The sequence below is a fragment of the Chryseobacterium sp. MFBS3-17 genome, from assembly GCF_020687745.1.
Taxonomy (GTDB): Bacteria; Bacteroidota; Bacteroidia; order Flavobacteriales; family Weeksellaceae; genus Marnyiella.
Genome location: NZ_JAJEWK010000005.1, coordinates 88,653 through 108,347, shown reverse-complemented (window position 1 = coordinate 108,347; position 19,695 = coordinate 88,653). Strand labels below are relative to the sequence as shown.

Genomic DNA, 19,695 nt, shown 5'->3' with positions numbered 1-19,695 from the left:
GTGAGATCCCGGTTTTTGCCGGGATTTTTATTTTGGTTCAGTTCAGATTTAATATTAACGGAAAATTAACTTTTCGGCTAAACCCTGATGAACACACTGCTCAGCGAATTTTTCATGATAGAGTATAACTATGATAAATTTCATCTTAATTGAGCAGTCAGATTATTTGCCGTACCTTTGTTTTTATTTAGTCTAAATAGTGAAATATATACTGCTGACTGTTCTGATGCTGTTTTGTGCTGTAGTATCCCTCTTTGTAGGGGTGCAGGATATTTCATTTTCAGATTTTCTGAACCTTACAGATGACCAGCGCATGACATTGGGCATCAGCAGGATTCCGAGAACTGTTTCACTGATTATGGTGGGAATGGGGATGAGTATTGCAGGCTTCATTATGCAGCAGATTTCTCAGAACAAATTTGTGTCGCCCTCTACGGCCGGAACCCTGGATGCTGCTAAATTGGGAATCCTGGTAGCCCTGATTAATTTTCCGCTGGCGACCACCCTTCAGAAATCATTCATCGCCCTTGTGATTACCCTTGTGACGACCGTTTTTTTTATTGTGATGGTGCGCCGTATCCGGTTCCGCAATGTTATATTTATTCCGCTTATCGGAATGATGTTTGGTAATATCCTCAATGCTGTGGCCACCTTTTACGCCTACAAAAATAATATTGTACAGAATATGCAGGGTTGGCTCATGGGAGATTTCTCTGCCGTGCTGCAGGGCAATTATGAATCCGTATATTTTATATTGCCGGCGGTTATTCTAAGCTATGTATATGCCAATGAGTTTGTAGTGGTGGGCATGGGCGAAAATTTCTCCAAAAATCTGGGCCTCAGTTATCATCAGATTGTCATGATCGGGCTGTTCTGTGTAGCGCTCACCGTGAGCGTTTCGGTAGTCACCGTGGGTGCGGTTCCGTTTCTCGGACTCATTATTCCGAACCTCGTGAGCATGATTCATGGTGATCAACTAAAAAAGACACTGCCATATACAGCATTGTACGGTGCTATATTTTTACTGATTTGTGACATCATCGGCAGAATTATTATTTATCCGTATGAAATCCCCATTGGCCTTACCATTGGAGTCATCGGTGGTATATTTTTCTTAATCCTTATTTTAAAGCGGTCCAGATGAATAAGGTACTGAGAAATAAAATCATTTATCTGGGAGTGTGTATGCTGGCCGCTGCTGCATTTTTCCTGACCTGGAATCTGGGTAATGTCAATATTGACTATGCGTTGCCCCGCCGTTTTCTGAAACTGGGAACTATTATTCTGGTGGGCATTGCGGTAGGATATTCTGCACTGATTTTCCAGACCATTACCAACAACAAAATTCTGACTCCGTCCATTATGGGATATGAATCGGTTTTCATACTCTTTCAGACGCTTATTGTTTTTTACTACGGCGACAAAACCTTCAAAGTGCTTGGCCAGAATGATAATTTTATTGTGGCGGTATTTCTGATGATGGTGTTTTCGTTTTTTCTGTACTTTCTTCTTTTTAAAAAAAGCAAGCACAACATCTATCACCTGTTGCTTGTAGGACTGGTGCTGGGAACTCTTTTTTCTACCCTCAGCCAGTTTATCCAGATCATTATAGACCCCAACGAGTTTTCGGTCATTGAAAGTTTTCTGTTTGTTTCCTTTAACAAGATGAATACCGATTTGTTTACAATGGCAGCCGTTATATTGGCAGTAACCATTATTTTCGCACAGTTTTATCTGAAGTACCTGGATGTCATTGCCCTCGGGCGGGAGCAGGCCATTAATCTGGGGCTCAATTACCATAAACTCATCCGGATTTTCATGGTTATTATTTCCCTCCTGGTCTCGGTTTCTACTGCATTGGTAGGGCCTATTGCCTTTCTGGGAATTATGGTGACCAATCTATGTTATGAACTTTTTACCACCTCAAAACACCGGCATATGGTCTGGATCTGCAGCATGATTGCCTGTGTATTCCTGATTGTGGGACAGTCACTTACAGAGTATTACTTTAATTTCTCTACAACGACCAGTATCATCATTAACTTCGTGGGCGGTGTCTATTTTATTTATATTATCCTAAAATCTACGCAGAAAAAATGATTTCCATTGAACAAATACATAAAAGTTTCGGTAAGAAAAACGTTCTGAATGATGTAGGACTTGCATTTCCTTCCGGAAAAATCACCTCACTTATCGGACCGAACGGTGCCGGAAAAAGCACATTGCTTTCTATTGTAAGCCGGCTGATAGAGCAAGACCAGGGAAAGGTATTGCTGGATGGGCAGGATGTGCTGAGCATTAAAAACAAGGAATTTGCCAAACGAATTTCCATCCTGAAGCAGACCAATCACCTGGAACTAAAACTCACAGTGGAAGAACTGGTAGCCTTTGGCAGATTTCCGCATTCTCAGGGTAAACTGAACGCCACCGACAAAGAGAAAATAGAAGAAGCACTGGAGTTCTGCATGCTGGCAGAGTATCGCAACAACTATCTGGATGAACTGAGCGGCGGACTAAGACAGCGGGCTTTTCTGGCCATGGTTATTGCACAGGATACCGATTATATTCTGCTGGATGAACCGTTGAATAATCTGGATATGAAACTTGCCGTACAGGTTATGAAAACCCTGAAAAGACTGGCAGAAGAAAAAAACAAAACCATCATCATTGTCATTCATGAAATCAATTTTGCTTCCTGCTATTCGGACCACATTATTGCGCTGAAAGACGGAAAAATTATCCGGCAGGGTGCTACCGGTGATGTAATTACTGCAGATAATCTGAAATGCATATTCGGGCTGGATTTTGAAGTCATCGACCGCGGAGGTTGTAAGATCTGTAACTATTTTAATATTTAAAATTTTCAATATGATCAAAAATGCATTAAAAATCCTGACATTTACTGCCATTGCGACATTGGCATCATGTTCCGGTGAGCCAAATAAAAACACTGTAGCCACAGGCGAACAGGTGACAATTGTCCACAAACTGGGGACTACAGATGTGCCACAGAATCCCCGTCGCGTAGTTGTTTTTGATATGGGGGCGCTGGAGACCCTTACCGAACTGGGCATAAAACCCGTTGCCATACCCAAAGACATCGTCCCGGATCATCTGATACAGTTTAAAACAGATGACACGATAGAAAATGCCGGCTCTGTAAAAGAACCCAATTTTGAGAAGGTTAGTGCCGTAAATCCCGATCTCATCATTATTTCTGCGCGTCTGGAAACCTTTTATGATGAGCTTTCGAAAATTGCGCCTACCATTTATCTGGGGACCGACACCCAGGACTACATGGCCTCTTTTGAGAAAAACAGTATGGAAATCGGCAAGATTTTTGACAAGGAAGCAGAGGTGAAAAATAAGCTGCAAGCCCTGAAAAACGAGATCAGGACAGAACAGGAGAAATATGCCGGTAACGATAAAAAAGGGTTGATTGTCCTGTTCAACAACGGTAAATTTTCTGCTTATGGCAAAGGATCGCGTTTCGGGTTTATTCATGACGTACTGGGCGTAAAGGCGGTACACGAAAAACTGGAAGTAGCCACGCATGGCCAACCCGTTTCCAGTGAATTTATTGCAGATGAAAATCCGGATTACCTTTTTGTCGTAGATCGTGCAGCGGTAGTAAACGGGCAGCCTGCCGCCAGAGATAACATAGAAAATGCGCTTATACAGAAAACAAATGCCTTTAAAAATGGTAAAATCATCTATCTGAATCCGCAGATCTGGTATCTTTCCGGCGGTGGCATTACTTCTACCCATGCCATGATTAATGAAATTAAAGAAGCTTTAAAGTAAAAATATGCAAAAGAATATACCCATCAGCAGACAGGTGTTTACGCTGGCTGGGAGAGAATACCTCACTCCTCATTTCATCCGGATTACCCTGCAGGGTGAAGACGTGACTCCCTATGAAATATGCACAATCGGAGTCAATAATAAAATTTTATTGCCTCCGGCCGGCGTCAAAAAAGTACACCTGCCGGTCTATGATGATGAAACAAAAGAATGGACAGAGCCGGAAACGCATCTGAAACCCATCATGCGTACCTACACCCATCGTGGAATTGACCATGAAAAAAATCAACTGATTGTCGATTTCGTGTACCACGGTGACAATGGTCCTGCGTCAGACTGGGCGCAGAATGCCCAACCGGGCGATGAAGTAGGCATTGCCATGAAACTTGTGAAAAGTGATCTGTACCCGCAGGCCGATTGGTATTTTCTGATTGGTGATGCTACAGCTATTCCTGTCATCAGTTCCATTTTGGAGTCCCTGCCCGCACATGCCAGGGGTATTGCCATTCTGGAGACTTTCGGAAAGGAAGATGAACAGAAATTACAAAAACCGGATGATTTTGAACTGGTGTGGATTCATAACAGCCATCCGGAAGAAGGCAGTGAACTCAGCAATGCAGTAAAGTTGATTTCAATTCCGGAGGAGGTTTCGAAATTTGCCTATGTGGCAGCAGAATTTTCTACCGTAAAGGACTTGCGTAATTATTTCCGGAAAGAATTGGGCTGGAACCGGGAAGAATTATATGCGTATTCCTACTGGAAATCCGGGGTAGCAGAAGACCGGTCGGTGAGCGAAAGACAAGCAGAAAAGAAATCGCTGGAATAGTAAAAAGGTCTGAATTTTCAGACCTTTTTTGTGTGTTTTACGGAGTGATTTTGAACTTCTCTTTTCCCGTCAGCAATTCAAAAAACATTCTGAAATCTGCCACGATGGTCCACAGGGGATACCTCAGACCTGTAGGTCTGTTCTTCTCGGAAATGGCATGAGACAAAGCTGGTAGTCCGAGCATGGTGAGCGGTAAATACCAGAAAAACCGCTCCTGGCCGGAGTATACAATATAAATCAGTACCCACAGCGTAAAGAGTACGCTGGCAAAATGGAAAATTCGGGTAACCATTTTGCTGTGACGGCTGAGATACCAGCCGTAAAATGCAGTGAAATTCTCGTGTCTTTTCATACCCTAATTCAGATCGCCGTTCATAGCTTTTTCCAGTTTACTTTTTTTCATTCCATACAGGAAGTAAATCAGCAAACCTAAGGCAAACCACAGACCAAACCAGAACCAGTTATTATGTGTCATCCCGGTGAGCAGATACAGACAGCAGGTCAGTCCCAACAGCGGAATCAGACTCAGGTTTTTGGTAAAGGATAAATAAACCAACACCAGATTGATGAGCAGAAATAGGCAGACAGACAGCCTGAATTCACCCTCTGCAGGGTCACTCCAGTCTGTAAGGGTGTGGAAAAACTCAGGAATCCACAAGTAAAATCCCATGACGCTTCCCAGAAACAAAACCGGGAAAATCCATTTGGAATTGATATACGGCATGTGGAAACGGCCCGGAATTTTTTCTTTCCTCGGCATCAGCAGGATCCCGCCATTTACCAGAACGAAGGCGAAAATAGTCCCGATGCTGGTAAAATCCAGAATAAAAGATTTATCGGTGAACAGTATCGGTAATCCTACAGCAATTCCCGTAATGATGGTGGCAAAACCGGGTGTTTTGTATTTCGGGTGAATGGATGAAAATCGTTTTGGTAATAATCCGTCACGGCTCATGGCGTACCAAATTCTGGGTTGTCCCATCTGAAACACCAGTAAAACAGAGGTGATGGCCACAATGGCGGTCACCGAAACCACAAATTCCATCCACGGAATATTGGCGTTTTCAGGGGCAAAAATAAAGGACAGCGGGTCTCCGATGCCGTCGAATTTCCGGTAATCTACCATGCCGGTCAGCACCAGGGTCAGCGCCATATAAATCAAGGTGCTGACTACCAGGGATATGATCATCCCTTTCGGAAGGTTTTTCTGCGGATTTTTGGTTTCCTCAGAAAGTACACTCAGCGCATCAAAACCAATGTACGCAAAAAACACTCCGGAAACAGCCGCCATTACTCCCGAGAAACCGTTAGGCATCAGGCTCGGAATGCCTTCTTCGTTCAGTGGTGTCCAGTTTTCAGCATTTACATAGGCAAAACCAACACCCAGAATGAGCATGATAACGGCAATTTTCAGAACAACCAAAATGTTATTGAAGTTTTTGCTTTCTTTAATGCCCACAAAAACCAGGGCTGTGATGCAGATATTAATCAGCAGAGCCGGCAAATCCAGGATGAAACGGAGACCACCAATATGCGGTGCTGTAGTCCACGCATTAAGCAATTCTTTATTCTCCGAACCATTTTCAAACGCTTTTTTAGCTTCCGGATAACTGGTAGAGAGGTAATCCGGCACATGGAAACCAAGCCTTTCCACAAAACTGGTAAAATAATCACTCCAGCTGAAGGCTACATAAATATTTCCGAAAGAATACTCCATAATAAGTGCCCAGCCTATAATCCACGCAATCAGTTCGCCAAAACTGGCATAAGCATACGTGTAGGCAGAGCCGGCTACCGGAATTCTGCTGGCAAATTCTGCATAGGAGAGTGCAGTAAAGCCACAGGCGATTCCGCAAATCACATACAGGCTGATAACCCCCGGGCCACCACGAAAAATCGCTTCACCCAGACTGCTGAAACTTCCGGCTCCAATAATGGCCGCCAGACCAAAAAATACAATATCCCATACCCCTAAAACCCTGTTTAGCCCCGTTTTATAGTCGGAAGGGTCGTAGTGTTTTCTTCTGAAAAGTTGGTTCATAAATCAATTTACTTAAAACAAATGTAAGCAAAACCATCAAAAAAAGATTTTGGACCTGAAAAGAAATGGCGTGATGAAGCGATTCCTGAAACAGGAATGAGTTTTTCAACATAACGTAAAGATTTGAAATAAACCCTTTTAACTGAAAAACTGTATATTCGTTTCAGTGTTTAATTTAATCGTAAATCATCATGGAAGAATCTAAGATTACTGTAGAAACCCTTGTCCATGCAGATCTGGATACCGTCTGGAAATGCTATACGGATCCGCAGCACATTACCGGCTGGAATTTTGCCTCAGCAGACTGGCACTGTCCATCAGTTACTAATCAGTTGGTGCCGGGCGGTTTGTACACGGCCAGGATGGAAGCCCGGGATGGAAGCGCAGGTTTTGATTTTCAGGCGGTGTATGATGAGATCATTGACCAACAAAAAATCAGATATACCATGACCGACGGACGGGAGGCAGAAACCACCTTCCGACATGAAGGTGATTCTGTAGCCGTCACCACCATTTTTGATGCAGAACATTCCCATCCTGTTGAACTGCAACAACAAGGCTGGCAGGCCATTCTGGATCAGTTTAAACAATACACAGAGGGTATAGGACATAATCGGTAATTTATGCGGTGTTATAGCGTGCGTCATCCTGAATTTATTCGGTTGGGTGATGGTTCTTTTATAGTAATTTTATTTTACCCTGATTTATAGGCTGGAAATCGCCTCAATTTTAATAAAACTTTAACGTTATCCACATTTCCACATTAACGAAATTACTTGTGCAGGAAATAAGTTTTCAATATTTTCGTTGATAATTTATGATTTCTAAATCTATAAAATGAACCGAAGAAAAATCATCGTGGCGGCTGCTGTATTTTATTACAGTTTTTCTGCCGCTCAGGACTCGCAATATTTTAGTGACCGCCAGCAGTATACGTATAATCTTGCCGGGAATCTGTACCAGACCCGGATCTATAATGCTGCCCAGTATGAGTATGCCCAGCAGTATTTTTACAATCAGACACTGGAGGCTTCCCAAAAAGAGGCCGCTCAGTTTTTTGATCAGGTAATCGGTGTCATGCTGCAGAAAAATCATGCAGAGCAGGGACTGGCTGCTTTTATTAAAGAATATCCGCGTTCATCATTCTTTGCCCAGGCCAATCTGCCTTTGGCGGATTACTATCTGGCTCAGAAAGATTTCCCGAAAGCACTGGAAACTCTGGAGAAAGTAAATCAGTACCAGTTGTCGCGCCGGGAAAATCAGGATTATATCCTGAAACTGGGTTATGCCAAATTTATGACCGGCGACAGTAAAGGTGCCGTACAGGCGCTGGAAGAGGTGTACCAGAGCGGTAATGCCGAAAATAAAAGTGAAGTGGCCTATATGCTGGGACATTTGCATTATGCAGAGCGCCGGCATGAGCAGGCATTCCAGTATTTCGACAGCATCAAAGATGATGGCAAGTTTGCCAGACTGGTAAGACCGTACTATGTTCAGATGTATTATAATGAGAAGGATTATGATATGGCGGTTTCAGAAGGTCGTCAGTTGCTCACTGAGCCTGATATTTCTGAGGCCTATAAAGCCGAGGTTCATAAAATTATGGGTGAAAGTTTCTTCATGAAACAAAATTATACGGAAGCATATCCCCATTTGAAGTCTTTTGTGGAAAGCAAAGAGAATCCCAGCGAAAGTGATCTGTATCAGATGGGATTTGTAGCGGCCCAACTTCAGAAATACGATGAAGCGGTTTCGTACTACAACCAGCTCATCAACAGTAATTCTGCACTTTCTCAGAACGCATATTATCAGCTGGGAAATGCATATATTCAGACCGGGCAAAAACAGGAAGCGCTTTCTGCGTACCGCTCTGCCTACCAGATGTCCTATGATTCGCAGGTGCAGAAACTGGCTCATGAACAGTATGCGAAACTGAGTTACGACATCGGAAACCCTTTTGATGCCGCGCCAAAAGTAATTCAGGAGTATATAGACAACTATCCCGCCGATGCGAAAACGCCTGCAATGAAATCTCTGCTCGTAAAGTCTTATCTCTATTCCGGTGATTTTAAAGAAACCCTGGCGGCTATTGATAAATTGCCTGATTCTACACCGGAAACCGACAAAATAGATCAGGAAGTTTCTTATATGCTGGGAACAGAAGAGTTCAATAAAGGTAACTTTGATGCGGCCGAACAGTATTTTCAGCGCAGTCTGGAATATAATTTAAATATCGAATTTAACCTCAGAGCACAATACTGGCTGGGACAGACCCATTACCAGAAGGGAAATTACACGGGGGCTGTTTCTGCTTATGAGGGATTGCTGAATGCAGGGACTTTCCCGGAAAAGCAGCAGTTGCCTTATGATTTGGGATATGCTTATTTTAAAAATAAAGATTTTGCTCAGGCACAGCAATATTTTGCGGAATATCTGAAAAATCCCAAGGCCGATTTTAAAAATGATGCCGAACTCCGGCTGGCAGATACCCATTATGCCAATAATGAACTGGACGAAGCAGTAGCCATCTATGACCAGTCCGAAACTATGGATGATTATACTGTGTTCCAAAAAGGAATGGCTCTTGGTTTTCAGGGAAAGGGCAATGAGAAAATCGCTGCTTTAAAAGGCCTGATTTCACAATATCCGAACTCTGATTATGCTGATGATGCTCAGTATGAAATTGGAGTGACGTACGCTTCCCTGGCAGATTATGCCAGTGCCAATGACTATTTCGGGCGGGTGATCAATAAAAGTGCAGACAAGGATCTTGTGGCAAATGCGCAGATTTACCGTGCCCAAAATTATATCGATCAGAATGACGACAGTAAGGCACTGTCCGAGCTGCAATCACTGGGCAATCAGTACAGAAATACCGCTTATGCCTCCAAAGTTGTGCAGGCGGCAAGACCATTATTTCTGAAAACCGGCGACGTTTCCGGATATCAGGAATTCGCATCGTCTTTCGGGGTCCGGCTGGATGCTTCAGAGCTGGATGAAATCAACCTTTCTTCTGCCAAACAATTTTATACGAAGAAAGATTACAAAAATGCCATTCCGCTGTATGAAAAATACCTGAGCCAGAATCCTACCGGAGAAGGGTTGTACCAGGCGCAGTTTGAACTGGGCGAAAGTTATTATCAAACTAAAAATACGACAAAAGCCGTGCTGGTATTGCAGGATGTAGCAGGCGTTCAGAATGATTATCAGCAGGAAGCCCAAACCAGAATTACACAAATTTTCCTGGCGCAGGGGGATACCGCAGCAGCAAAACCATATCTCATTGCCCTTGCGGATGCCGGAAATGTGAACATCCGGAACTACGCACTGGTGGAACTTATGAATATTTATGCTGGTGAAAAAAACTTTAAAGAGGCAGAAAAACTGGCAGATCAGGTATTGACCAATACCAAAAATGCGCCGGCTGTTCTGGAAAGTGCAAAAGTCATCAAGGCCAGAAGCCTGATGAACAGCGGAAAAGATAAAGACGCTCAGTCCGCCTATACCTCGCTGGAAAAATCGTCTAACGCTGCTGTTGCGGCAGAAGCACTGTTTGCAAAGGCGTATTTCCAGAACAAGGCAAAATCTTATAAAGCATCTAATGAAACCATTTTTAAACTGGCCAACAATTACGCCGCCGAAGAGTACTGGGGAGCCAGAGCACTGGTAGTGATGGCCAGAAACTATATTGGTCTGAAAGATAATTATCAGGCCAGCTACACTGTGGATCAACTGATTGCCAATTATCAAGACTTCCCGGATGTGGTAGCCGAAGCAAAAGAAGTAAAAAAATTAATTAAGTAAAAATTCCTGAGAAAAATACAGCCATGTATGTCCGGCAGACTATTCTTAAAAAGATCATTATGAAAAAAAGCATTCAATTGATATCACTCCTTTTTCTGGGAATTTCGCAGTTTACCGTTGCGCAGATTAAAGACGAAAAACTTATTCTGGACAGAAAACGTGAACCCGAAGTAAAGAAGATAGAAAAGAAAAAAACATCTGTTGAAACCATTAAAAACTACCCGCCCGAAGAGAAAGCGCAGAACCCGGTAACCTATGACCTGACCAATGTTCCCGCGGTTTCAGATTTTACCACTTCTACCATTCAGGGCGAGGATATTTCACCGCAACTGGGGGTAGATTATCACAGAAATTACCTGCAATTCGGGATGGGCAATTATGGCAAAGTCCTTTTTGACGGGAATGTTTCCTATGTGCTGGAAAATAAAACTGAAGTGGGTGCAGATGCACACGTACTTTCCACACATGGTCTGAAAGATGAGTATGACTGGGAAAGCCGCTCATCTCGTGTGGATGTTGCTGCGTATCTGAACAGTTACAGCGAAAAAGGGAAATTCAATGCGACCGCAGGTTTCGGCTCTCATGACTACAGCTATTACGGAATATATGCCCTGCAGCCGGCGGCGGACATTAACCTGAATCAGAAAGTTCAGAAAATCAGCCTGAACGGTTACTACGATTTTTATTCTAATGAAATCCTAAATGATGCACGCCTGAAAACGTCATTTCTTACGGATAAATTTGATGCAAAAGAAAATTACGGTGGTCTGGACCTGAATCTCTCTAAACATGCCATCAGTTTCCCGCTGGAGGGTGTCACGCTGAATGCTGACCTGGCAGTGGGCGCAGAAACGCTGAACACACAATTCGATATTCTGGACCAGAAGCAGTCCCGGTTCTTTGAAGGGTTTCTGGAACCGAAGCTGTCTTTCTATCGGGGAAAATCTTATCTGATGATTGGTTCGGGATTCAGCTTTCTCAATGCAAATAAGTCAGACAATACGATGCCAGAACAGGTAAAAAGCAATAAAACCTACTGGTTTCCGAGAGCTGAAATTTACTTTGCCAGTTCAGAAAAGGCCAATCTGTATCTGGGCGTAGACGGCGGTTTACAGCACAATTCCTATGGTTCTATGTTGATGGAAAATCCTTATCTGCTGTCTGATCAGGAAATACGGCCTACCGAAACCAAATACCGCCTTTATTTTGGAATTAAAGGAGATGTGAATGAACAGTTAAAGTATGATCTCTCCGCCGGGTTCTCCAAAGTCAATGATATCTTATTCTATAAAGCCAATGGGATTTTCGATAATGACAATACCCTGAACCGGGCAGCATACAATTATGCCAATACGTTCTCGGCCGCTTATGGTGACGGTTCTGTGAATGAGGTAAAGGCTTCATTGCAGTTCTTCCCGCTGGAAAATCTGGCACTGGACGGCGATTTGACCTACAATTATTTCCACCTGACCAATGAAGAGGAAGTTTTCAATAAACCCTTGTTCCGTGCAGGACTGGGAGCCAAATATACCATGCTGGATAAAAAATTGTTATTAGGTTTCAAAGGGTTCTTTGTGTCAGATAAATCTACCAACTACTTTGATATTCAACCGGATGCCACAGATTCTTCACTGCTTACCAGTACCGAATATGCCAATGGAACCGTGAAGGGGTACGCAGATTTTAATCTGCATGCAGAATACCGGGTTCACAATAATGTAAGCGTATTTCTGATGGGAAATAATCTGCTGAACAAACAGTATGAATCCTTTAAAGGATATAAAGTGCTGGGCGCTCAGATTTTAGGCGGCCTCAAGGTAAGTTTCTAAAGAACGATACTTCAATAAGCATATACCGTTTCGTTTCGCGAAGCGGTATTTTTGATTGAAAAATGAAGAAGTTTAAAAATTATTCAGCTAAATTTGATGCATTAAAACCGAATCATTAAAACTATGGAAAATGTATTTGAGAGCAAGGATGCACAATATTATATAGACCGCATCAACCGGTTAACACCGGATACGCAGCGGAAGTGGGGGAAAATGACCGCTGATCAGGTTCTGGCTCACCTCAATGTGCCCTACTCATTCATCTTCGAGCCAGAGAAGCATAAAAAGCCGGGCGGAATAGCAAGATTCATCCTGAAGAATTTTGTGAAATCCAAAGTAGTCAGTGAGCTGCCGTACAAAGAAGGCATTCCGACTTCGCCCGCTTTCATCATTGCTGACCATCGGGATTTCGAGGAAGAAAAAAAGAAACTCATCGGAAATATACAGAGAGTACAGCAACTGGGTGCGTCTGCATTTGAGGGAAAAGAAAACTTCAGTTTCGGCAAGATGACCGCAAAGGAGTGGAATAATATGTTTGCCAAGCACCTTAATCATCACTTGAAACAATTTGGTGTATAGTATTATTAAACAATATTTTATATTAATCAACAAAAAAAACACATGAAGAATTTATTATGTATATTTTTACTGGCTTCCAGTTTTGTATCCGCACAGATGCCGGATATCTCCAGGGTTTGGCTCAATGAAAACCAATGGTATACAGGCGGTATAGGAAACCAGGATACAAAGCTGAATTTGCGCATATCACTTTCACAGCAAGACCGAAAAAATGATCAGGAATATTTTGTGTCGGGAGTGACCATCGTAGAAAGAAATCTGGCGAATTTTGAAGGGAAAATAAAAATTACCAAATACAAAGGCGGGAAGAAGAAAAGTGTGGTATTCGGAGAATATGATTTTGCAGAAGAACCAAAAGGGAAACACTCCGGAATTTTTAAAGGTAAATTCATTCATACGTTTAAATGGAACAAAAAAACCGAAAAGATTGAAAGTAATTTCATGCAGTTTACCGGTGACTGGACCAGTTACGACGGCACTTTAAACCTTAAAACCAATTGGAAAAATCATTAAATCAATTTACATGAAATTAGGCGCATTCTCCATAAGTCTGCATGTGAAAGACATTCAGCAGTCACTTCAGTTCTATCAGAAGCTGGGCTTCAGTTTGTTGGGCGGAAATATAGAACAAAACTGGGTTATTCTGAAAAATGGTGCTACAGTCATAGGTCTTTTTCAGGGCAGGCTTCAGGAAAACGTGCTTACCTTTAATCCCGGCTGGGATCAGAATGCACAGAATACAGAAAACTTTACTGATGTACGTGACATTCAGCGTCATCTGAAATCGCAGGGTATAGAATTCGTTCGAGAAGCTGATACTGAAACCACTGGCCCGGAACATTTCATCATCAAAGATCCGGATGGGAATGTAATCATGCTGGATCAGCACAGATAATGACAGGATTATAATAAAGGCAATAAAAAAGGGTTGAGGGCAATTTGTCTGCGGCAGTTTTTATATCCGGTAAATGGCCATGAACAGGAGCTCATGATGGGGTGGAAGCACAGCCCTGCCATTCCTGTAAAAGTAGAATCTATGGACAAATTAAGCAGAATCACAGACAAGCTGAAGGAAATCAGAACAATCGTCCGGGAAAAGTAATCAGCTGAGCAGTTTTTCAAAAGCCATCCGGGAGCTGCCCCGGTAATATACTTCACCACAATAGGTGTAACCCAGGTTTTTAAGGATTTTCAGCATGGCGTGGTTGTCAAAATTAGTATCCACTTTCATGCTGAATATGCTGTTTTTGCGTGCGATTTCTTCGGCAAATTTAAAGATGGAATAGGTGAGGCCTCTGCCGGTCTGACCTTTTGCCACTACAATGCGGTGCAGGACTACAAAATCCTGCTCAGACAGCCAGGCTCCTTCAATATTTTGATAGGCAGGTTCATCATTTCTGATGATGGCTGCATACGCCAGGATGTCCTCATTTTCAGTGACCACATAGCCATTTCCATTCGCAATATCTGCTGCAATGGAATCCGGGTTCGGATAGCCGTCCTGCCACTGCTCGGAACCCTCTCTGGCACGGCGCAGGATGGCATCCTGAAAGAGCGGCCAGATAATGGTCTGATCCTGAGGCAGAGCTTTTCTGAATGTCAAATTCTTCATTTCCGGGGAGAGTCTGTAAAAAAAAAGAACCGGAACACCCAACGCTTCCGGTTCAAAAAGTAGTAAAATTTAAATTTGATATGAATTTGGGTTTTTTTGGTTATTTGTCTCACGCAGCCATTCATCTATAATCTCAAACGCTTTCTGCTCATCCAGCAGAACGGTTTGTACTGCGTGTATTTTTTCTTCTTCTGTTTCTCGGATTATGATCTGGTTTTCTATGCCTGCAGCTGTAAGTTTTTGCTGCATTAATTCTGCCAGATGTAGTTCTTCACTTTCGAAAACGGAAACTGGATTTCTCATATCATTTCCAAATTTTGGAACTTTAAAAGTACAAATAATTTTTGACTTGAGAAAATTAACCTTTCGTTAATTTTTTGTTCAACGCTGAGACCTGAAACTCGGGTTCCGGTGATGATAATTCTGTGAAACAAGCGAATTGATGTACAGTACACCAATGATTATGGCTCCGGAACTGGCTGCCATACGGTTCTTGTTTAAGCAGCAATAAGATTGTTGCACGTTGCAAAGGTGACCCCTGCCGGCTATCGGGAAAGATAGTGTTTGAAGATCAGCCATTTTTGCTGATGGTACTTTTTTATGGGCTGATGAATCCTCCGTTTCAGCGTCCCGGGGATCATGCCATAAAATCCGAAATGCGAGCGGACTACTGCCCATAGATGACCGAAGCCCTGCGTTATTCCGAAATAGATGCCGGCTACACCATCCAGACACAATCTGAAGAAAATCAGCCATAACAACTTGGGAAAGGGGAGGTTCTTCAGCAGCATCGTGAGATTGTTCCGGAAGTTGAGATAAGTTTTCTGCGGGTTTTGCTTATTCAGGGTGCCGCCTCCGGCATGGTACACCACAGACTGACCGGTATAGAAAATCTTTCGCCCGGAATTCTTCAGTCGCCAGCACAGGTCTATTTCTTCCTGATGCGCAAAAAAACGTTCATCAAATCCATTTTCCTTCCAAAAATCTGCGGACTGTATAAAGAGACTGCATCCTGATGCCCAGAATACTTCTGCCACATCATCATACTGCCCTAAATCCTGCTCCAGCCGGTCGAAAATACGGCCTCTGCACCAGGGATAACCCAGATTGTCGATCATGCCGCCGCCGGCACCGGCAAATTCAAAATGAGTACGGCGGTTATAATCCAGTATTTTGGGTTGTACAGCGGCCACTTCCGGATGATGCTCAAAAACATCAAGCACCGGTTCCAGCCAGCCTGGGGTGACTTCTACGTCCGAGTTCAACAGGCAGTAAATATCAGCATTGATCTGTTTCAGGCCTTCATTATAGCCACCGGCAAATCCGTGGTTTTTTGCATTCTGAATCACTTTTACCTCGGGGAAATCAGATGCCAGAAAGGACACCGAATCATCTTCTGAGGCATTATCAATAACAAAAACTTCGGCGTTTGCGGAGTGGGCAATTACCGACGGAAGAAACTGTTCCAGCCATTTTTTTCCGTTCCAGTTCAGGATGACGATTGCTAAAGATTTCACAGGCCGGGATTAAAGGTTAATCGTATTTTTGATGCGGGCGGCATATTTCCAGCGGCGGTGAGACCACAGATAATTATCCGGATTCTTTCGAATGGTCTCTTCCAGCATCTTATGAAATTTTACCACCACTTCATTGGGCTGAAACTTCTCGCCTTCAGGCTCGATTCTATGATAATTGACCTGATAATAGCCGCGTTTTACCTTTTTCATCTCACAGTAAATCAGTTCCATATCAAGCCGGGTAGCCAGTTTATCATAACCGATGAAAACGGGAGTGAGCTGATTCAGGAAGGTGATTCCCATATTCACCTGAAGTGGAGACTGATCTGCCACAAACATATAAATGGAATCTCCGTCATTGGGCGTACGCAGAACTTCGCGAATCACATCGCCGGCCTCCAGTGCCTGATTTCCGTGTGCATTTCGGATGAGCTTAATCTTTTCATCCCAGAATTTACTCTGCATCCTTCTGTAAACGGGATAGCAACTTTTCTGCGGAACCATGGTGGCCAGTGCCGTGAACCATTCCCAGTTAAAGACGTGACCTGCCAGTAAGATGACATTTTTTCCCTGATCATGAGCTTCCTGAAATAAATCCCGGTTAATGTGCTGTACCCGTACTTTCAGTTCTGTGGTGGAAATAGAAAAGGCCTTCAGGGTTTCTACCAGATAGTCTGCGAAATTCTGATAGAATTTTCTGCGGATGGACTCCAACTCCTTTTCACTTTTTTCCGGAAAGGAATTTCTGATGTTTCTGGTGACCACCACTTTTCTGTAACCAATGATGTAGTACACCACGAGAAAGATTACATCTGAAAATACATAAAGTACCCTCATCGGAAGTTTGGAAATCAACAATACAAGGTAGAAAATTATATTCATAGATGACCTGCAAATTTAGCGATAATTATTATAATGGAAGGTTTTTTGCTATTGCATAAAGTTATACTTTTATAAAAAATTTAAAAGAATGAAAAATTTGAAGTTTTCACTTCTGACTTTGGGACTATCCGGCATGGTGATGCTGAGTTGTTCCCAGAAAACAGATGCAGGAACAAATGCTGACACTGCTCGGGACAGTGGAGCGGTAGAGACAGCAGACAGCGCGGCAATTGCTGCCGAAAAGAAGAAGGCTGCAGAACTGGAGAAAAGTAAGCTGCCCAAGCCATATAATGAGCATGAAGATGCTGCTAAAAAGATTGACGAACTGGTACAGCTGGCCAAAGCAGAGAATAAAAACATCATTCTGCAGGCGGGCGGTAACTGGTGTATCTGGTGCCTTCGGTTCAATAATTATGTACAAACGACTCCCGAGTTGAAACAGGTAGTAGATGATAATTATCTATATTACCACCTGAACTATTCTCCGGATAATAAAAATGAAGAAGTTTTTGCACGCTATGGCAATCCCGGGGAGCAATACGGCTATCCGGTATTCATTGTTCTGGATCAGAATGGCAAGCAGATTCATACGCAGGATAGCGCAGTACTGGAGGAGGGAAAAGGGTACAGTAAGGATAAAGTTCTGGACTTTTTCAACCGCTGGAAACCGGGGGCATAATCTGAAAAAAAACCGACGCGCTGGTCGGTTTTTTTTATATCAGTTGTTCCATACTGGAAACGCTTTTATTTTTCTGGTAGGCTTCCAGCTTTTTTCGGATAAATCTGAGTGCAAAAGGCGCCACATAAATCAGGGTCAGGCCTATTGCTTTCTTTTTCCAGCTGGTGCTGCGCATATTTTTGCGCGCATAATTGGTAACCAGGGCTACAGTTCCCAGTTTCAGTGCTTCTTCCACGGCGCCACCTTTCATCGCAGTATTGGCAAATCCCATCACTGCATTGCGGCTGAAGATCTGATCTTTTACTTCAGAAGAAAGCTGTCTTACAATTTCTTCTTTTTTCAGCACCACTTTGGTCTCACCGCTTTCATCAACCTCCTCACGCAGATACTGGTCTGTAAAACCATTGGTAAGGGCACTCAGACTTTCTTTGGTATTGTCAAAGGTAATCAGGTCTTCCATCTCTGCCACTTCTTTTTTTAACAAAGCCTTTTTGCGTTTCAATTCTTCCAGGTTTTTATATTTCATGCTCATGGTGCGTATCTTTAAAGTTCTTCGCGAAAAATATTCAACAGTTTATTGGCAATAATTCTTTTAATGGGCCTGGCGGCCAGAATCAGAATCACAAGTGCTATGAAATACACACCGGCTACTATAAAGAATCCACCGGTATAGCTGTTAATGGCTGCACCAATGAGGATGGCTACGGCAATATTGAATAAAGCCAGAAAAAAAATCAGAAAAATAGCACAAAGCGTTATCATGCTCAGGGTACTTCCTATTGCCAGTCCTTTTTCCGTAGCCTCCAGCTTCAGTAAGTCTGCGCGTTTCAGGGTATAATCTTTCAGTAGATTCAGCATAGAGTTGTTTTTAGCTTTTACAAAAAAAGGAACATTGCTGTTCCTGTTTTATAGACTCAATGAAAGATTATTTCATTCCGTCCAGTTCAGATTCCACATCTTTGACTACATTGGTAGCCTTGGCTACTGCCTGATCTTTGTACTTATCATAGCCGTCTTTTACCGTATGAGCAAGATTATTGGCGGTTTCTTTAAAGGTAGAAGAAATGTTTTCATATTGTTCCTTCACCCTGCCTGAAACATCAGAATACGTTTCTTTGGCTTTTTCTGAAGCCTTTCCGTACTGATCTACCGCCTGGTCTTTGATGTCGTTTGCTTTTTTCTTGATTTTTTTACGGGTTTCGGTTCCTTCTTCCGGTGCGTACAACATTCCTAAGATTACTCCTGCAGCGGCACCAGCCAGCAAACCTGCCAGCACTGAAGCTGCGTTATTTCCTTTTTTCGACATTTTGTTTGATTTTAAATTGTTAATATAAACTTCGTTAATATGGGTACAACTAATATACCAAAAAAAGAGCAAACTTCATTAAATATTAGTTAAAACTCTTTAATAAAAGACAAAATCAGATCTATCGTTTCATTCTTATTAAGCTCGGTATTGTCTATTACCACGGCGTCATCCGCTTTTTTAAGGGGAGCCACTTTGCGCTCGCTGTCTGTTTTATCCCGGTTGATTAAATTTTCTTTTACTGACAGTTTGTCTGTGGCAATGCCAAGGTGTTTCAGCTCCAGGTAGCGTCTTTCGGTCCTTTCGTCCACACTTGCAGTGAGAAAAAACTTATAATCTGCATCCGGCAAAACTACAGTACCGATATCGCGCCCGTCCATAATCACCCCGCCGGCGGCAGCCATATTACGTTGCGTGTCCAGCAGAAATTCCCGTACCTCGGGTTGCTTCGCAATCAAACTCACCTGATCCGAGATTTCAGGCTGGCGGATGTCCTCCGAGACATTCACGCCATTCAGATACAATACAAGTTCCTCATTCTCAAGCCGGAATCCCAAATCTATACCGGCCAGACTGCGGAAAAGAAGTGGCATATTCAAAGTTCCCTGATCCATACAATTCTGAATGGCAAACAGGGTAATGCCCCGGTATAGTGCGCCTGTATCCAGATGAATTAATCCCAGTTTCTGAGCGATGACTTTAGATATCGAACTTTTTCCTGTAGAGGAAAAACCATCAATCGCAATCACAGGTTTTCTCATATCACAAATTTCTGCAAAATATTTGGAAAAATAAAGTGCTGGCGGGAATTATTCA

The 19,695-nt window shown here is 42.9% G+C and carries 23 protein-coding genes; 13 read left to right on the top strand and 10 right to left on the bottom strand.

The window, feature by feature from the left end:
* Positions 1–199: 199 nt before the first annotated feature.
* Genes LKO26_RS03100 through LKO26_RS03080 form a run of 5 tightly spaced genes read left to right on the top strand, consistent with a single transcriptional unit; the run spans position 200 to position 4,630 of the window.
* Complete coding sequence (locus LKO26_RS03100; RefSeq protein ID WP_227586375.1) at positions 200–1,144, top strand: ABC transporter permease; 945 nt, start codon at positions 200–202, stop codon at positions 1,142–1,144.
* Positions 1,141–2,100, top strand: a complete 960-nt coding sequence (locus LKO26_RS03095) for an iron chelate uptake ABC transporter family permease subunit (protein ID WP_227586374.1) — start codon at positions 1,141–1,143, stop codon at positions 2,098–2,100. Before LKO26_RS03100 ends, LKO26_RS03095 begins: the two co-directional genes overlap by 4 nt.
* Complete coding sequence (locus tag LKO26_RS03090) at positions 2,097–2,858, top strand: ABC transporter ATP-binding protein (protein ID WP_227586373.1); 762 nt, start codon at positions 2,097–2,099, stop codon at positions 2,856–2,858. The genes LKO26_RS03095 and LKO26_RS03090 overlap by 4 nt, the downstream gene beginning before the upstream one ends.
* 10 nt (positions 2,859–2,868) lie before the next feature.
* Positions 2,869–3,804, top strand: a complete 936-nt coding sequence (locus LKO26_RS03085; protein WP_227586372.1) for a siderophore ABC transporter substrate-binding protein — start codon at positions 2,869–2,871, stop codon at positions 3,802–3,804.
* 4 nt (positions 3,805–3,808) lie between these two features.
* The gene (locus LKO26_RS03080) at positions 3,809–4,630 is read left to right on the top strand and encodes a siderophore-interacting protein (protein WP_227586371.1); all 822 of its coding nucleotides are present in this window, start codon (positions 3,809–3,811) and stop codon (positions 4,628–4,630) included.
* Positions 4,631–4,667: 37 nt separating this feature from the next.
* Here the strand turns inward: LKO26_RS03080 and LKO26_RS03075 are convergent, their stop codons facing one another.
* Positions 4,668–4,982, bottom strand: coding sequence for an Mpo1-like protein (locus tag LKO26_RS03075; RefSeq protein ID WP_227586370.1), 315 nt, complete (start codon positions 4,980–4,982; stop codon positions 4,668–4,670).
* Between the two features lie 3 nt (positions 4,983–4,985).
* A complete protein-coding gene (locus LKO26_RS03070; RefSeq protein WP_227586369.1) occupies positions 4,986–6,671 on the bottom strand; it encodes an APC family permease in 1,686 nt (561 codons plus the stop codon).
* 191 nt (positions 6,672–6,862) lie between these two features.
* On the opposite strand from LKO26_RS03070, the gene LKO26_RS03065 reads away from it, so the two are divergent.
* From LKO26_RS03065 to LKO26_RS03035, 7 genes are all read left to right on the top strand, one after another.
* A complete protein-coding gene (locus LKO26_RS03065) occupies positions 6,863–7,291 on the top strand; it encodes an SRPBCC family protein (RefSeq protein ID WP_227586368.1) in 429 nt (142 codons plus the stop codon).
* Positions 7,292–7,508: 217 nt separating this feature from the next.
* Positions 7,509–10,475 (top strand): tetratricopeptide repeat protein, encoded by a 2,967-nt coding sequence (locus LKO26_RS03060; RefSeq protein WP_227586367.1) that lies wholly within the window; start codon positions 7,509–7,511, stop codon positions 10,473–10,475.
* A gap of 59 nt (positions 10,476–10,534) precedes the next feature.
* A complete protein-coding gene (locus LKO26_RS03055) occupies positions 10,535–12,304 on the top strand; it encodes a TonB-dependent receptor (RefSeq protein ID WP_227586366.1) in 1,770 nt (589 codons plus the stop codon).
* Positions 12,305–12,427: 123 nt separating this feature from the next.
* Complete coding sequence (locus tag LKO26_RS03050) at positions 12,428–12,883, top strand: DUF1569 domain-containing protein (protein WP_227586365.1); 456 nt, start codon at positions 12,428–12,430, stop codon at positions 12,881–12,883.
* Positions 12,884–12,925: 42 nt separating this feature from the next.
* Entirely contained in the window at positions 12,926–13,396 is a 471-nt protein-coding gene (locus LKO26_RS03045; RefSeq protein WP_227586364.1) for a hypothetical protein, read from the top strand.
* 10 nt (positions 13,397–13,406) lie between these two features.
* Entirely contained in the window at positions 13,407–13,778 is a 372-nt protein-coding gene (locus tag LKO26_RS03040) for a VOC family protein (protein WP_227586363.1), read from the top strand.
* Positions 13,779–13,811: 33 nt separating this feature from the next.
* Positions 13,812–13,985, top strand: a complete 174-nt coding sequence (locus LKO26_RS03035; RefSeq protein WP_227586362.1) for a hypothetical protein — start codon at positions 13,812–13,814, stop codon at positions 13,983–13,985.
* Here the strand turns inward: LKO26_RS03035 and LKO26_RS03030 are convergent, their stop codons facing one another.
* The 4 genes from LKO26_RS03030 to LKO26_RS03015 all read right to left on the bottom strand — a co-directional run bounded on the left by LKO26_RS03030 (position 13,986) and on the right by LKO26_RS03015 (position 16,894).
* On the bottom strand, positions 13,986–14,495 hold the full coding sequence (locus tag LKO26_RS03030) for a GNAT family N-acetyltransferase (protein ID WP_227586361.1): 510 nt from the start codon (positions 14,493–14,495) through the stop codon (positions 13,986–13,988). It abuts the gene before it with no gap.
* A gap of 69 nt (positions 14,496–14,564) precedes the next feature.
* Entirely contained in the window at positions 14,565–14,798 is a 234-nt protein-coding gene (locus LKO26_RS03025; RefSeq protein WP_227586360.1) for a hypothetical protein, read from the bottom strand.
* 242 nt (positions 14,799–15,040) lie between these two features.
* On the bottom strand, positions 15,041–16,012 hold the full coding sequence (locus LKO26_RS03020) for a glycosyltransferase family 2 protein (protein ID WP_227586359.1): 972 nt from the start codon (positions 16,010–16,012) through the stop codon (positions 15,041–15,043).
* Positions 16,013–16,021: 9 nt separating this feature from the next.
* The gene (locus LKO26_RS03015; protein ID WP_227586358.1) at positions 16,022–16,894 is read right to left on the bottom strand and encodes a lysophospholipid acyltransferase family protein; all 873 of its coding nucleotides are present in this window, start codon (positions 16,892–16,894) and stop codon (positions 16,022–16,024) included.
* Positions 16,895–16,991: 97 nt separating this feature from the next.
* On the opposite strand from LKO26_RS03015, the gene LKO26_RS03010 reads away from it, so the two are divergent.
* On the top strand, positions 16,992–17,573 hold the full coding sequence (locus LKO26_RS03010) for a thioredoxin family protein (protein WP_227586463.1): 582 nt from the start codon (positions 16,992–16,994) through the stop codon (positions 17,571–17,573).
* Positions 17,574–17,607: 34 nt separating this feature from the next.
* Here the strand turns inward: LKO26_RS03010 and LKO26_RS03005 are convergent, their stop codons facing one another.
* The 4 genes from LKO26_RS03005 to cmk all read right to left on the bottom strand — a co-directional run bounded on the left by LKO26_RS03005 (position 17,608) and on the right by cmk (position 19,640).
* Entirely contained in the window at positions 17,608–18,099 is a 492-nt protein-coding gene (locus LKO26_RS03005) for a phosphoribosyl-ATP pyrophosphatase (protein ID WP_227586357.1), read from the bottom strand.
* A 17-nt stretch (positions 18,100–18,116) separates the two neighbouring features.
* A complete protein-coding gene (locus LKO26_RS03000) occupies positions 18,117–18,431 on the bottom strand; it encodes a phage holin family protein (RefSeq protein WP_227586356.1) in 315 nt (104 codons plus the stop codon).
* A 67-nt stretch (positions 18,432–18,498) separates the two neighbouring features.
* Positions 18,499–18,879, bottom strand: coding sequence for a YtxH domain-containing protein (locus LKO26_RS02995; RefSeq protein ID WP_227586355.1), 381 nt, complete (start codon positions 18,877–18,879; stop codon positions 18,499–18,501).
* Positions 18,880–18,968: 89 nt separating this feature from the next.
* On the bottom strand, positions 18,969–19,640 hold the full coding sequence (gene cmk / locus LKO26_RS02990; protein WP_227586354.1) for a (d)CMP kinase: 672 nt from the start codon (positions 19,638–19,640) through the stop codon (positions 18,969–18,971).
* Between the last annotated feature and the right edge of the window lie 55 nt (positions 19,641–19,695).

Bases quoted from the DNA above. Each gene is read 5' to 3' on its own strand.
- LKO26_RS03015 (WP_227586358.1), bottom strand. From the start codon at position 16,894: ATGAATATAATTTTCTACCTTGTATTGTTGATTTCCAAACTTCCGATG.
- LKO26_RS03095 (WP_227586374.1), top strand. From the start codon at position 1,141: ATGAATAAGGTACTGAGAAATAAAATCATTTATCTGGGAGTGTGTATG.
- LKO26_RS02995 (WP_227586355.1), bottom strand. From the start codon at position 18,879: ATGTCGAAAAAAGGAAATAACGCAGCTTCAGTGCTGGCAGGTTTGCTG.
- LKO26_RS03085 (WP_227586372.1), top strand. From the start codon at position 2,869: ATGATCAAAAATGCATTAAAAATCCTGACATTTACTGCCATTGCGACA.
- LKO26_RS03005 (WP_227586357.1), bottom strand. From the start codon at position 18,099: ATGAAATATAAAAACCTGGAAGAATTGAAACGCAAAAAGGCTTTGTTA.
- LKO26_RS03060 (WP_227586367.1), top strand. From the start codon at position 7,509: ATGAACCGAAGAAAAATCATCGTGGCGGCTGCTGTATTTTATTACAGT.
- cmk (WP_227586354.1), bottom strand. From the start codon at position 19,640: ATGAGAAAACCTGTGATTGCGATTGATGGTTTTTCCTCTACAGGAAAA.
- LKO26_RS03090 (WP_227586373.1), top strand. From the start codon at position 2,097: ATGATTTCCATTGAACAAATACATAAAAGTTTCGGTAAGAAAAACGTT.
- LKO26_RS03045 (WP_227586364.1), top strand. From the start codon at position 12,926: ATGAAGAATTTATTATGTATATTTTTACTGGCTTCCAGTTTTGTATCC.
- LKO26_RS03070 (WP_227586369.1), bottom strand. From the start codon at position 6,671: ATGAACCAACTTTTCAGAAGAAAACACTACGACCCTTCCGACTATAAA.
- LKO26_RS03025 (WP_227586360.1), bottom strand. From the start codon at position 14,798: ATGAGAAATCCAGTTTCCGTTTTCGAAAGTGAAGAACTACATCTGGCA.
- LKO26_RS03030 (WP_227586361.1), bottom strand. From the start codon at position 14,495: ATGAAGAATTTGACATTCAGAAAAGCTCTGCCTCAGGATCAGACCATT.
- LKO26_RS03000 (WP_227586356.1), bottom strand. From the start codon at position 18,431: ATGCTGAATCTACTGAAAGATTATACCCTGAAACGCGCAGACTTACTG.
- LKO26_RS03040 (WP_227586363.1), top strand. From the start codon at position 13,407: ATGAAATTAGGCGCATTCTCCATAAGTCTGCATGTGAAAGACATTCAG.
- LKO26_RS03075 (WP_227586370.1), bottom strand. From the start codon at position 4,982: ATGAAAAGACACGAGAATTTCACTGCATTTTACGGCTGGTATCTCAGC.
- LKO26_RS03080 (WP_227586371.1), top strand. From the start codon at position 3,809: ATGCAAAAGAATATACCCATCAGCAGACAGGTGTTTACGCTGGCTGGG.
- LKO26_RS03065 (WP_227586368.1), top strand. From the start codon at position 6,863: ATGGAAGAATCTAAGATTACTGTAGAAACCCTTGTCCATGCAGATCTG.
- LKO26_RS03050 (WP_227586365.1), top strand. From the start codon at position 12,428: ATGGAAAATGTATTTGAGAGCAAGGATGCACAATATTATATAGACCGC.
- LKO26_RS03055 (WP_227586366.1), top strand. From the start codon at position 10,535: ATGAAAAAAAGCATTCAATTGATATCACTCCTTTTTCTGGGAATTTCG.